Here is a 13192-nt window from a genome sequence, read left to right on the forward strand (position 1 = left end):
ATGTCTGATTTTTCTTTAGCGAACGATTCGTTCGTACAACGCTTTTTCTACCCTATGACCAACGTGATTCAGAACTACGCATGGGGTAGCCCTTCTTCGTTCAACCAACTGTTTGGCATTGATAACCAGTCTGGTGAGCCACAAGCAGAGATCTGGATGGGCGCTCATCCAAATGGTTGTTCAATTGTGGACGACAACGGGCAACAGACCACATTATCGAGCTTGATCTCTAAGAACCTAAACCTGTTTTTAAGCGAGAAAGTGGCGAGTCGATTTGGTGAACTCCCATATCTTTTCAAAGTGTTGGCAGCAGAGAAAGCACTCTCTGTTCAAGTTCACCCAAACAAGCAACAGGCGGAATCTGGCTATGCACTAGAAGAGCAACAAGGCATTCCGATGAGCGCAGGCAATCGTAACTACAAGGATCCCAATCACAAGCCAGAGTTGGTGTATGCCCTAACCGACTACACGGCGATGAATGGCTTTAGATCAATCAACGAAATCCTTGAGCACTTTCATTACCTCGATATTCCTGAGTTGCATTCGATGGTAAACGATCTCGAGGGCGACCAAACTCCCAATGGATTAGCCTGTTTCTTTGCAAGCTTGTTGTCTCTGGAAGGTGAGCAAAAAGGCATGGCGTTAACCATGCTACTGATGAAGGCTAAGCTTTCTGATAAACGTGTATTCCAATTGATTTCAGAGCTTGAAGCTCAATACCCTGGTGATGTCGGCTTGTTCGCTCCGCTGCTATTGAATGTGATTACCCTAAAACCAGGGCAAGCCATGTACCTTGATGCCGAAACGCCCCACGCTTACATCAAGGGCACAGGTCTAGAGATCATGGCGAACTCAGATAATGTGCTGCGTGCCGGGTTAACGCCTAAGTACATGGACGTGAATGAACTGGTTTCTTGTACTCGATTCAATGAAAAGCCAGCAGATAGGTTGTTACTCAACCCGATTGAGCAAGGTGACGTGATGGAATACGACATTCCCGTCGAGGATTTTAAGTTCTCTATCATGCAAAATTCACATCAACGCAAGATCACTACCGAAGGCGCCGAGATCCTACTGCCACTCGACGAACCCATGGTGCTCACTCATCAATGCGGCGAAACCTGCGTGATAGAGAAAGGCCAATCGGTGTTCATTCCTGCTTATGCTGAGAGTTACAAACTGGACTGCGTTGGCCGAGTAGCGCGCGCTTACAGCTAGCTCTTTAGGGCGTGTTGAGCTTTCGAGCTGGTTTTTGCAGCGAGTTGCTGGGTTTTATACAAGGCAGAGGTTTTGATGTGTAGCTAGCCTACATGAGAAGCCGATAACGCAGTAGAAATGACCAGCAAACGCTGCCCGAAGGGTTCGGCTAAAAGCGTTTTACTCTTTGCGGAGGAAGATTTGCTTAGTATGACTAGGCTACTTCTCCCTCGCCGCGATTAAAACGCTTTTATCTCGAACAAAATTCAACCACGAAAGGTCAACACGCCCTAATAACTCACAACACACTCTTCATGCCCTGCTTTGCGGGGCATTTTTGTTTCTACTGCTTTTGTGTTCCTAGATCTTTTTTGTCCCTACAGCTCTTTTATTCTTAAAGCTCTTTTATTCCTACAGAAAATTATTTCAACACCGGAATACACCATCAAATATGACCCATCTCACACTGGATGAATGATGCAAATCACACTTAATTTTGCTGGATACAAATGTACAGTGAAGGGCTTTTATTTGCTATTTCGTGAATCAGGTTAATCCATTAATTTTAATTCAAGAACTTCAATAGTGAATGAGTTAATAAATGATCATACAGCTAACTAACATCAACTTAATTAATAACAATCTTCAAGCGAATAATAAAAAAGAACTGTTTGAAGAATTGGCAGGCATGTTATTTGAGAATAACCGAATCAGCAGTAAAGAAGCCTTTTTGGCAGACATTGAAATTCGTGAATCTCAAAGTATCACCTCAATGGACGGCATCGCTTACCCACACTCGAAAAGCAAGGCAGTAACAGAGCCTGCAATTGCGGTCGGTGTTAAGCGCGAAGGCATTGAGTATGGCGATGAAGACGGCATTAATCCAACCGTATTTTTTATGATTGCTTCACCAGACAACGGTGCTGACCATCATATTTATGTACTACAAGAACTATTTGGAAAATTCAGTGATGAATTTATCCAAAATATCCATAACGCAAAAGATGAACATCAAATCCTTAATATTTTAATTAATTCATAAGGCGTAAACAATTATGAGTACCCTAGCAAATCAAGCTACGAATACCAGTAGCAATTTTAATAACAGAAATAGCAGTAGCGACTATAAAAAACTCCTTAGTACCATGAAAGGCCACCTGCTTTTCGGTACATCACATATGCTACCTTTCATTGTAGCCGGTGGTGTTCTGTTGGCGTTGGCGGTAATGGCATCGGGTAAAGGTGCCGTTCCAGCAGACGGCTTGCTGGCAGACATCTCCAACATCGGTATCAAGGGCCTTGTTCTTTTCCCAATCATTCTTGGCGGCTTTATTGGTTACTCAATTGCTGATAAGCCAGCACTAGCACCAGCAATGATCTCTTCTGGCATCATGGCAGACATGGGCGGCGGCTTCCTTGGCTGTATAGTTGCTGGCTTCATCGCAGGTGGCGTGGTGCTTCAACTTAAGAAGATCCCACTTTCTACCAACATGACAGCACTAGGAGCTTACTTCATCTACCCGCTTGTTGGTACGCTAATCTCTGCAGGTATCGTATTATGGGGCATCGGTGAGCCAATCAAACTGTTCATGGCTTCAATGAACGAGTTCCTAGCGTCAATGGCCGGTGCATCTAAGATGGTTCTGGGCACAATCCTTGGTGGTATGACGGCGTTTGATATGGGCGGTCCAATCAACAAAGTGGCAACCCTATTCGCTCAAACTCAAGTAGACACACAACCATGGTTGATGGGCGGCGTAGGCATCGCGATTTGTACACCACCTCTAGGTATGGCACTGGCAACCTTCCTATTCAAGAACAAGTTCTCTAAACAAGAACAAGAAGCAGGTAAAGCGGCGGCAATCATGGGCTCTATCGGTATCTCTGAAGGTGCAATCCCATTCGCGGCAAACGACCCAATGCGTGTGCTTCCTTCAATCGTTGCCGGTGGTATCGTTGGCTGTGTGTTCGGCTTCATGACTGACATCCTACTTCACGCACCTTGGGGCGGCCTAATCACAGCGCCTGTATCAAGCAACATCCCAATGTACGTAGTTGGTATTGCACTAGGCTCACTAACCACAGCGGTTATCGTTGGCTTCTGGAAACCAGTAGTCGTTGAAACAGAAGAGGACACAGTTGAAGCTGCGCCAGTTCAAGCTCAAACAGCACCTGTAGCAGGCGAAGGCGAGTACGACATCGTAGCAGTAACATGTTGCCCTTCTGGTGTTGCACACACCTTCATGGCAGCCAAAGCACTAGAAAAAGCCGGTGCGGCAGCTGGCTTAAAAATCAAGGTAGAAACACAAGGTCAAAATGGCATTCAAAACCGCATCACCGACCTAGATGTCGCAAATGCGAAACTGGTTATCTTGGCTCACGATATTCAAGTGAAAGACGCTCACCGCTTTGCCAAGGCGAACGTGATTGAGTGTTCTACTAAGGAAGCGATGAAGAAAGCCGCAACACTGGTCGTCGCATAATCCAACGTCAAGTTAGCTCCTAACTCTAGAGCCCTACCCCCTAAGGGCTCTATTTTTCTCTTCTCTATGAGCTCGTTACATGCTCTTCAGTCCCCACTTCTCAGCGGTTTGCTGAAAGAAACCTTGCGTCTTTTTCAATTCAACCCAGTGGTTAATGTAGTTAATCCAAACCTGATCATCTTGTGGTAGTAGCATCGCAATTGGAGTTGGTTTACGTGGCTCTTTCACCGGAACTATCGCGAGTTGTTTAAACTTCTCTACTAAGGTTGCAGCCTCTACGTTTGAAGTCACGGAGACATCAGCGCGGCGAGCTAAAAGCTCTTGGAAGTCCCGTGCCGGCGCTTCAATCACGATGTGTTGCGCCGATGGGAAAAAGTCCTTCACCATTTTTTCTTGTACTGTGCCGAGCGTGGCGGCAACTTTGATTTCTGCTTTGTCAAAGTCACTCCAGTCGGAGAACTTCCCTAGGTCTTTCTTTTGCACGACAGGGACGAAAGCCAGATAGAAATAGGGTTGGCTGTACCCAGCGACTTTTGCTCGAGACATGTTGAGCGATGCGCTGCCAGTCACGTCGTATTTGTTGGCTGTGATGCCATTCACCAAGGTTTTCCAGTCTGTCGCAACGTATTCCACTTTAACGCCTAGGTCTTTAGCCAACTCAGTCGTGACATCGATATCAAAGCCACGGTAGCTGTTGGTTGCTGGATCCTTCATTGTCATTGGGTTCCAATCACCCGTTGTACCAACGCGAAGAACTCCGGCATCCAGTATCTCCTGTAAACGACTTTGTGCATGTGCAATTTGTGTAAAAGCAAGTAAGCACATTCCTAATGCAATTAAGCTTTTCTTCATTTTTTATTCCTTCAAAGAATGCTGATTTCTAAGTGATGAGATATTCTTCTTAATTATTAACCATTAAACTGATTTGGTTGTTAACATGGCAATAACAAATGGAGTTTTTGGGAGTAAATGTGAACTATCGTCACTTATCGCTAGTTTCTCTGCTGTTTCTGACAGGATGTTCAGACTACCAATGGGGATGGTATGTACTCGACCCGTCAACGGAGCAAGGGCGAACTAACATTCAGTTTTTGGTAGCTGGTTTTAACGAGACTATTCAGGTTTCGTTGCTAAGCATGTTTTTTGCTATGGCTCTAGGTCTATTGGTCGCCTTTCCAGCGCTTTCCAGTTCTCCAATACTCAGGGGGATTAATCGACTTTACGTAGAGGTGATGCGTTCTATCCCTGTATTGGTATTACTATTGTGGGTGTATTACGGAATGCCGACATTACTCGATGTCTCTTTGAACCACTTCTGGGCAGGGGTAATCGCACTAACCATTGCCGAGAGCGCCTTTATGGCAGAAGTGTTCCGTGGGGGGATTCAAGCGATTAATCGTGGCCAACATGAAGCGGCCGAATCCTTGGGATTGACCTATTGGCAAAAAATGCGATTGGTTATCCTACCGCAGGCATTCCGTCAGATACTGCCGCCCTTGGGCAATCAGTTTGTTTATATCCTCAAGATGAGTTCGCTAGTGAGTGTGATTGGTTTGAGTGATTTAACAAGGCGAGCAAATGAGCTGGTGGTGAACGAATATTTACCTTTAGAGATCTATACGTTTCTGGTTTTGGAATACCTTGTTCTTATTTTGGTCGTATCGCAAGCGGTTCGTTGGCTAGAAAAAAGGATTGCGATTCCGAGCCATTAAAGAGTTCTAACCCTTAAGAGCATTTAGCTACCTCCAATAAAAAAGCCTCGAGCACAGACCCAAGCTCCTGTTGATACTCCCCCTAAAAAAATCCCCACTCATCTGAGCGGGGATTTCTTTATTTCGAATACTCGACACATCAACTTATTCAGTCAATGCTTCTTCTGTCTCTAGGTCAAACAGGTGACACTGTGAGGTATTGAAATGAAGCAATGTCTCTTGTCCGCTTTCCGCTGTGCGGTCAGCATCAAAAGGCACCCTTGCCACCATTTTGTCATGACCGAGTTGGAAATAGAGATACAACTCATTGCCCATCGACTCGACCACACCTAGACGATGGTTTTGAGTATTCACCTCAGACAGTGGCGCGTCGTGATTCGTAAGGCTGATGTGTTCAGGACGAACGCCGAACCAAACCCACTCGCCCTGTTTTGCACGAGCAACGGCTTGTTTATCTTGTGGTAGCTCCCAACGAACACCGCTCTCCGACAATACATTCATCACGCCGTCTATCTCATCAATACGCGCTTTAATGATGTTCATCGCTGGTGAACCAATGAAACCAGCCACAAACTTGTTTGCAGGGTGATGATAAAGATTCATTGGCGTATCAACCTGCATGATCTCACCTTGATTCAACACACAGATGCGGTCGCCCAAAGTCATCGCTTCCACTTGATCGTGTGTCACGTAGATCATGGTGGCGTTTTGCCCTTCCTGCTTTAGGTTGTCGTGCAGCTGAGCAATGCTCACTCGCGTCGAAACTCGCAGCTTAGCATCCAAGTTAGAGAGTGGTTCATCGAACAAGAACACGTCTGGTTTGCGCACCATGGCACGACCCAGCGCCACACGTTGACGCTGACCACCCGACATCTCACCCGGTTTGTTATTCAATAGATGCTCGATATCCAACGTTTTCGCCGCCTCTGAAATACGCTCGTCGATCTCGTGCTTTGGCAGTTTTTGCTGCTTTAATCCAAAGGCCATGTTGTCGTAGACCGACATGTGCGGGTAAAGCGCGTAGTTTTGGAACACCATCGAGATACCACGATCTTTAGGAGGCAGATCATTAACGCGCTTATCCCCGATGTAAACATCGCCCTCTGAGATATCTTCTAGCCCAGCGATCATGCGCAGTGTGGTGGACTTGGCGCAGCCAGACGGCCCAACAAACACCATAAACTCGCCTTCTTGAATATTGAGGTCGACACCATGTACCGCTTTAAAGCCGTTTGGGTAGGTCTTCTCAACGCCTCTCAAGGTTACTTCAGCCATAACCAGTCCTTAAATCAATTCGTTAAATTCTTGAGGATCGAAGTTGGCAACCGAATGAATCACCAAGTCAGCTATTGGCTCTAGTTCGGCGTGATTGGCCGTGCCAGTGAGTACACCCACGTTCTTAGCACCAGCATTTCGACCAAATTCCATATCCGACACCGTGTCACCAAACATGATCACTTCATGTGGCTCGATACCACACTGCTCGCAGAACGCATTCAACAATGCGGGCGCTGGCTTAGGCTCAATATCACCATCAGAATAGCCAACGTAATCAAACAGTTCGCTCAGGCCAGATTGCTCTAATGTATAAACAGTCGAGTCTTTAGTGTCAGCCGTTGCCACGCCTAAATACATGCCTTGCTGCTTAAGCGACGTCAGTTTTTCCGTTACACCCGGCAGTGCTTCAACCCACTCTGGATTCTCTTCCACCTGATTGTTGAAAGCCGCTTTGGTGACTTGGGTGAACTCAGTCAGAGATACCGAAGGTTCTAACATTTTGAACCATGCAATCGCGGTATCTTCAACTGGGTTAGAAGCTAATAGTCCATAGTTATCAACCACATCACCCTCAACTCCGATAGCCAAGAGTAACTCAGTAACCGTGACAGTTTGATTACCTTGGTGGCTGTCACTGAAGGCTTTAACTTGCTCACTTGCACCACGAGAAACGTTGAGCCACATCTTGTGGAATTCCAATAGGGTGCCGTCTTTATCAAACAATAGTGCTTTAAACTTCATCACTATTTACTCGCTCCATAAGTTCACCCCAAGTGTCGACAAGAGGTTGGTTAAATTGTGGTTGGGTGCCATCAAAGACAGCGTTGATACAGCCTTCAAACTCACCGTTTTGTTGCGAAGCTGAGCCATACTGAGATGTTGAGCCGTATTGAGACGATGAGCCGCGTCGAATATCGATACGACACCAGTGGTAACCCGCTTCAACGAAAAGGCTTTGCTTTTCATCCGTGAGGTCGATTTTTTCGATCACTTGTCCATCGACCACGCACTCTGCGTAGTAGTCATGTTCCGTGTCGCGAACAGATAATCGATAGGTCAGCGCTTGGCCTTTACTGTCTTCACCAGGAAGCAGATCGCCGAGATTAATATCGAATTTCAGACCGCAACGGCGCTCTAGGTACACTTGTCCATTACGCAAACCGGCCAAGATCCCTTCTCCACTCAAGCCGTGGCTATACACGAAAGTTGAAGGGTCACCGTAAATGGAAGGCTCGGTCGCTTTTGGATTGCGCTCTTGAGGTTCTAGGTGTGAGTCACTGCCACCAATCGCGGTAATACGCTGGCCGCAGTTCCACATCTCATTGAGTACCATTAAGGCATCTTCAGTCGCTTTCGGCGACGTTGACCAAGTTGGGTCACAACACACTTCAAAGGTCGAGACTTGGCTCAGCAATACTTCATCGTAGTGCCAATGCCATGGTTTCATCATCGGGTGATTAATGCCAAGGGAACTGTGTCCACTTTTAGCAAGCTTCAACCCGGCCTCCATAGTGGCTCGAGTCGTATGTTCAACTTTTGTTAGATCCAAGGAATGGCTTGGACCATGAACATTGAAATGCCCAAGATCGGTTGTAACTTCTAATGCAGGCAGAAACAGGCACTGTTTTGAAAGTGGCAGTTTCGGCTGGCATATGTTGTGTTCGGTAATAAAGAAAAAATCTAAGCCTTGCGACTCAACAATCTCTTTTGCGGCACTTAGCGTGTTGTGTCCATCGGAAAGCTGAGTGTGGGCATGAAGGTCGCCACGATACCAACGCGACTCTGCACTCAGCATCTGGCTGTAATCAAATTCGATCTGGTGTGACGGAGTCACCACCGATTGAAGATCGAGTTCTTCACCGTTCAATGATTCAGGAAAGGCGATATCGACTTGATATTGCATCGCTCGCTCACGACGGAACTCACCTTCAAGGTTGTACAGCTCGACAAACCACTCACCGGACTCTAGTGGGCCGTCAATCGCACCTAAACCTGATGCCTGTCGTTGAATCATCAGAGACTTATAGTCTTTTTCAAACAGGACCTTGCCACGAAAGTTTTGATTTGCGTCGTAAGCGGCAGCGTACAAGAAGCCTTTGGTTACCGTCGTTCCGGTAATCTTGACGGCATCAACGTCCGCAGGGACATGAAAGGGAATTCGCACTCTGCCAAAAGAGAGTTCGCCTTGAAATTGGTTCATTGCTTTCACCAAGTTGCTCTATATTAAACATCACAAAGAGCGATGAGATGATAGCCCACCACATTGATGGGCTACTGTTTTAGATACAGAGGTCTTAACCCCGATTTATGAACGATTCGCTCTATCCAAAGCACGTTGCGCCTTTTTCGCCGCTTGTTTTAGTGCTTTTTCTGCTGGCACGTTCTGAATTTGGATTTGATCCGCCGCTACTTTCAGAGCATCCATGATCTTGCCGTTGGTTGGGTCAAGGAAGTCTTTAGTTGCCGTATTCGCCTGCTTCAAAGGAATCAGAGCTTGCGGGTTGTCTTGAGTGAATGCTTGGTACTCTGGCACCTCAGATACGCTGTTACGTACTGGGATGTAACCTGTGAACATTGACCAAGCTGCTGTGTTCTTGGCATTAGTGTAGAACTCTACAAATTCAAATGCACCCTTCGCTGCTTTGTCGTCTGTACCCTTTGGCATCACGTAAACCAGCGCACCCGCTTGTGGCGCTGATGGGTGGTTGCCCCAACCCGGTTGAGTGGTCGCTGCAAGCTTAGTGAAGTCCAAGTCACCTTGGTCACCAGAAGAGCCAGTGTAGCCAAGCGCATTGTCTTTCATCACGTCATCGATAGTCTTGTACCAATATTCCCAACCCTGACCGCCGTAGTGAATACGCATGATCTGATCATCGTGAATCCATTGACGGAAGCTGTCCCATACCTCAACCCACTCTGGAGAGTCGATCAGCACTTTCTTACCGTCATCACTGATGATCTTGGCGCCATTAGAGAATGCCGCATCGATCATGTTGTCTTGGCCCCACATCGGCTCCCAACCATAGAAAGTGGTGTTGCCTTTGTCATCACGCTGCGTCACTTTCTCAGCAACTTTTGCTACACCTTGCCAAGTTGCTAGGTCTTGCTCAGTAAAGCCATGCTCAGCCAGCACTTGCTTGTTGTAGTAGAACACTTGAGTGGTGCCGTAAGCTGGCAAACCAATCACAGTGCCATCGTCTGCTGTCACTTGATCTTTGAACGCACCGATGAAGTCAGAGAAGTTAAACTCTTCATCCATAAATGGCGTTAGGTCACGGCTCAATCCACGTCCGTGCATCGCTTCTGCACGACCAGAATCAAGAAGAACCAGTTCAGGAGCCGTTCGAGACGCCAAACCTGCTTGCAGCTTTTGATAGGTTTCCGTGTAGTTACCCTGTAGAGCTGGCTTAACAACGTACTCATCTTGGCTCGCATTGAACTCTTCAATAAGCTTAGTCATCATTTGTTGAGGCTTAGTACCACCGGAATACCAGAAGTTAACCTCTGTTGCTGCAAGAACACTGCTAGAGAACATAGAAGCGCTTGCTGCGCCAGCACACACTAGTGCGAGAGTTTTTAGTTTCATTTCCGTTTACTCTTTTACGCCGTTATCGGCGATACCTGAAAGAATCGTCTTTTGACAGATGACGAATAGAATCAATAAAGGCATTACAGCAATCGTGCTCGCCGCCATGATCTGCGACCAGTTCAAACCGTAGTTACCTTCAGCGATAAAGTAGTGACGAATACCAGTCGCAATCAGGTTCAATTCCTGAGTAGTGATAACCAGACTCGGCCACATGTAACTGTTGTAGTTGGTGATAAAGGTAATAAGGAATAGTGTTGCCACTGCCGCTCGGCACTGGGGTAGCACTATCGCCCAAAGAATTTTGAGCTCGCCAGCGCCATCAATACGCGCCGCTTCAACCAAGGATGGATGTACCTTGATAAACACTTGGCGCAGGTAGAACACACCAAATACCGAGGCTGCGTTAGACGCGATCAAACCCATGTGAGAATCCAAAAGCCCTAGCTTTGCCAACGTGATGTAAGAAGGAATGTTGGTCACAGCTCCCGGTAACATGTAACACCCCATCACCACAAAATAGAGCAAGGTTTTCGAGCGAAACTTCAATTGAGTCAGTGCGTAAGCAAACATCGCCGAATTGATGATCACCAATAGCGTGGTGAACAGAGCCACACTGAAGCTATTGAAGATGTACAAACCAAAAGGGGCACTCTGGAACGTCTCAATGAATGTCTCCCAACGGAACTGCGAAGGGATAAGATCTAATGGGTTCGCGAAGATCTCATCATTGCTTTTCAGCGAGCCTGATAGCATCCACAAGAATGGGAATACCATGATGGTGCCGCACACCATCAAGAACAGATGCTTACTCAATGCAGCCAGAGACTGCGCATTAACTCGAGTTGCAGATGCTGTGCTCGACTGTTGTTTTTCTATTTTCACCGCCACTGAAGAGCGCTGCGCTCTAGCACTGCTGCTTTTTAGTGGTCTGGTTGTGCGAATCACCGGATTCGCATCTAATGTTTGCGTGGTCATGATGTTGTCCTTTTCAAATCCGGTTTAGTAATACACCCAGCGTTTGCCGATGTAGGTGTTCAGCAGTGCAAGTAAGCCTGTGATTAAGAAAATCACCAGTGACGTTGCAGCAGCAGGTCCCATCTCGTAGCGCTCAAACGCTTGCTGATAGAAAAGGTACAGCAAGGTGCGAGTCTCGCCGCCCGGCCCGCCTTGAGTTAGGATCTGGAACTGATCGAACGCCTGCATCGCCGTGATAATGTTGACCACCACCAAGAAGAACGTGGTTGGCGAGATAAGCGGTAAGGTGATTTTTAAAAATCGCGTCAGGCTGCTACAACCATCAATCAAAGACGCCTCATATAGTGACTCTGGAATCTTGTTGAGCGCGCTAATGTAGAACAGCATCGTCCAGCCAATCGCCTGCCACACTGTTACAATAATCACTGCAACTAGCGCAGTATTTCCGCTCTCTAACCATGGGATCGCGTTAAAGCCCATCGACTGTAATAGATGGTTTGCTAGACCTGATTTAGTCTCAAATACCCAAGACCAAACTATCGACACCGCGACCGTTGGCGTGATCCAAGGGGAAAAGATCACCGCTCGGTAAAACTGGCTGCCTTTGAAGTTTTTGTGCAGCAGTATGGCAAACACAAGACCCAATAGAATGGTTGGTACGACAACACCAAGTGAGAACCAGAAGGTGTTCATCGCCGCTTGCAGAAATTCAAAATCTTCCACCATGTATTGGTAATTTTCGAGACCGACAAAGTCGTAATCTGGAGAAATGTAATCCCAATCGGTGAAGCTGATATAAATGGAGTAGCCAAACGGCACTAACCAAAAAGTAAACAGTGGAACTAAAAGTGGCGCGGTAAACAGCAGCACTTTCAGTCGATTTGTCATGTGTTGTGAGAAAGCACTCATGGTGACCTCATCCTTGTTTGTATGTGCTTAAGCTAAGCGTTTTATGTGACAGGTTAGTAAGAGCGCCCCTCATTTTTTTTATGGCCACTCATAAGAAAACCTTTACTCAGGCTCTGCACTTTCAATTTGATGATAGAGCCAGTCACAGAAGAAACTCACCTTGGCACTTCGGCTATGTTTGGTTATCAAGTAGTGGGCAGATTCAGCAGGCATAAAGGCGTCACTTGCGAGCACCACCTCCCCTTTCTTAAGCAGTTCGGTAACCGCTAACGACCTCACCAGCAGTACACCAACGCCTTGCTTAACCGCCTCTAACGCATGCAGTGAGTTACTAATTTCTAATTGAACTTGCGGCAGTGACATCTCAAACTGGTTATGACTAAGCCACTGCAACCAGTTCTCTCGATAACCTTTCACTTGCACCGTTGGCAGTGAAGCAAAGTCGCGAGCATCGAGCTGCTCTTGGTAGCGCTCTTTAAACTCTGAGCTGCAAACCAGTTGCCAATGCTCTTGAAAAAGTCGTTCAAAATGGGTGTCTTCACTCTCGACTTTGCCGTTGGTCAGTTCGATATCTACATTTTGACAAGGCGTGGTCGATGGCCAGTCCACCAGCTGAATATCCAAACGAATAAAGGGGTATTTTTGATAGAAAGAGGCAAGCCGTGGCAGTAGCCAGTTATGACAAAAAGTGTGATTAACGCGCAGGCTCAATACGTCCGTCTCTTTCTCACCAAATAGGATTTGCGTTTGCAGCTTTAGGTGAGCAAGTGATCCCGAAACAATTGGTTGATACTGCTGCGCAGCCGAAGTCAAACGTACGCCCTTTGAGCTGCGTTCAAACAGTGTGGTATCGAAAAAGGTCTCTAAGCTTTTGAGCTGTTGGCTTACCGCCGCTTGGGTAACACACAGCTCGCGCGCCGCCGCACCTATTGAGCCAAGGCGGGCAACCGCTTCGAATGCCACAAGGGCGCGTAGAGGAGGTAACATGGCTTCACCTAACTGAAATAAAAGTGAAAAGTACTTCAATCAGGTTTCAGTTTTTTGCGGTT

Annotated in this window: 12 protein-coding genes; 4 read left to right on the plus strand and 8 right to left on the minus strand. The window is 46.9% G+C overall.

Translation table 11 applies throughout. From position 1 onward, the window contains the following. The 3 genes from manA to VFDL14_RS01470 all read left to right on the plus strand — a co-directional run bounded on the left by manA (position 1) and on the right by VFDL14_RS01470 (position 3680). Entirely contained in the window at positions 1 to 1218 is a 1218-nt protein-coding gene (gene manA, locus VFDL14_RS01480) for a mannose-6-phosphate isomerase, class I (protein WP_032553466.1), read from the plus strand. A 580-nt stretch (positions 1219 to 1798) separates the two neighbouring features. Next, positions 1799 to 2239 (plus strand): PTS sugar transporter subunit IIA, encoded by a 441-nt coding sequence (locus VFDL14_RS01475; RefSeq protein ID WP_032553467.1) that lies wholly within the window; start codon positions 1799 to 1801, stop codon positions 2237 to 2239. A gap of 13 nt (positions 2240 to 2252) precedes the next feature. Next, positions 2253 to 3680, plus strand: a complete 1428-nt coding sequence (locus tag VFDL14_RS01470) for a fructose-specific PTS transporter subunit EIIC (RefSeq protein WP_032553468.1) — start codon at positions 2253 to 2255, stop codon at positions 3678 to 3680. Between the two features lie 75 nt (positions 3681 to 3755). Here VFDL14_RS01470 and VFDL14_RS01465 read toward each other — a convergent pair whose 3' ends face one another. Then, positions 3756 to 4532 carry a transporter substrate-binding domain-containing protein gene (locus tag VFDL14_RS01465; protein WP_032553469.1) on the minus strand — a complete coding sequence of 259 codons (777 nt, stop codon included), beginning with the start codon at positions 4530 to 4532 and terminating at the stop codon, positions 3756 to 3758. Between the two features lie 119 nt (positions 4533 to 4651). On the opposite strand from VFDL14_RS01465, the gene VFDL14_RS01460 reads away from it, so the two are divergent. After that, complete coding sequence (locus tag VFDL14_RS01460) at positions 4652 to 5392, plus strand: amino acid ABC transporter permease (protein WP_032553862.1); 741 nt, start codon at positions 4652 to 4654, stop codon at positions 5390 to 5392. Between the two features lie 144 nt (positions 5393 to 5536). Here VFDL14_RS01460 and VFDL14_RS01455 read toward each other — a convergent pair whose 3' ends face one another. From VFDL14_RS01455 to VFDL14_RS01425, 7 genes are all read right to left on the minus strand, one after another. Next, positions 5537 to 6667 carry an ABC transporter ATP-binding protein gene (locus VFDL14_RS01455; protein WP_032553470.1) on the minus strand — a complete coding sequence of 377 codons (1131 nt, stop codon included), beginning with the start codon at positions 6665 to 6667 and terminating at the stop codon, positions 5537 to 5539. Between the two features lie 9 nt (positions 6668 to 6676). After that, the gene (locus tag VFDL14_RS01450; RefSeq protein ID WP_032553471.1) at positions 6677 to 7411 is read right to left on the minus strand and encodes an HAD family hydrolase; all 735 of its coding nucleotides are present in this window, start codon (positions 7409 to 7411) and stop codon (positions 6677 to 6679) included. Next, on the minus strand, positions 7401 to 8870 hold the full coding sequence (locus tag VFDL14_RS01445) for a CehA/McbA family metallohydrolase (protein ID WP_032553863.1): 1470 nt from the start codon (positions 8868 to 8870) through the stop codon (positions 7401 to 7403). The genes VFDL14_RS01450 and VFDL14_RS01445 overlap by 11 nt, the downstream gene beginning before the upstream one ends. A 105-nt stretch (positions 8871 to 8975) precedes the next feature. After that, positions 8976 to 10256 (minus strand): extracellular solute-binding protein, encoded by a 1281-nt coding sequence (locus tag VFDL14_RS01440; RefSeq protein WP_032553472.1) that lies wholly within the window; start codon positions 10254 to 10256, stop codon positions 8976 to 8978. Between the two features lie 6 nt (positions 10257 to 10262). After that, positions 10263 to 11234 carry a carbohydrate ABC transporter permease gene (locus VFDL14_RS01435; protein ID WP_032553473.1) on the minus strand — a complete coding sequence of 324 codons (972 nt, stop codon included), beginning with the start codon at positions 11232 to 11234 and terminating at the stop codon, positions 10263 to 10265. Positions 11235 to 11258: 24 nt separating this feature from the next. Then, entirely contained in the window at positions 11259 to 12143 is an 885-nt protein-coding gene (locus VFDL14_RS01430; protein WP_032553474.1) for a carbohydrate ABC transporter permease, read from the minus strand. Positions 12144 to 12245: 102 nt separating this feature from the next. After that, positions 12246 to 13130 (minus strand): LysR substrate-binding domain-containing protein, encoded by an 885-nt coding sequence (locus VFDL14_RS01425; protein WP_032553475.1) that lies wholly within the window; start codon positions 13128 to 13130, stop codon positions 12246 to 12248. Between the last annotated feature and the right edge of the window lie 62 nt (positions 13131 to 13192).

Source organism: Vibrio fortis (assembly GCF_000695685.1).
GTDB lineage: Bacteria > Pseudomonadota > Gammaproteobacteria > Enterobacterales > Vibrionaceae > Vibrio > Vibrio fortis_A.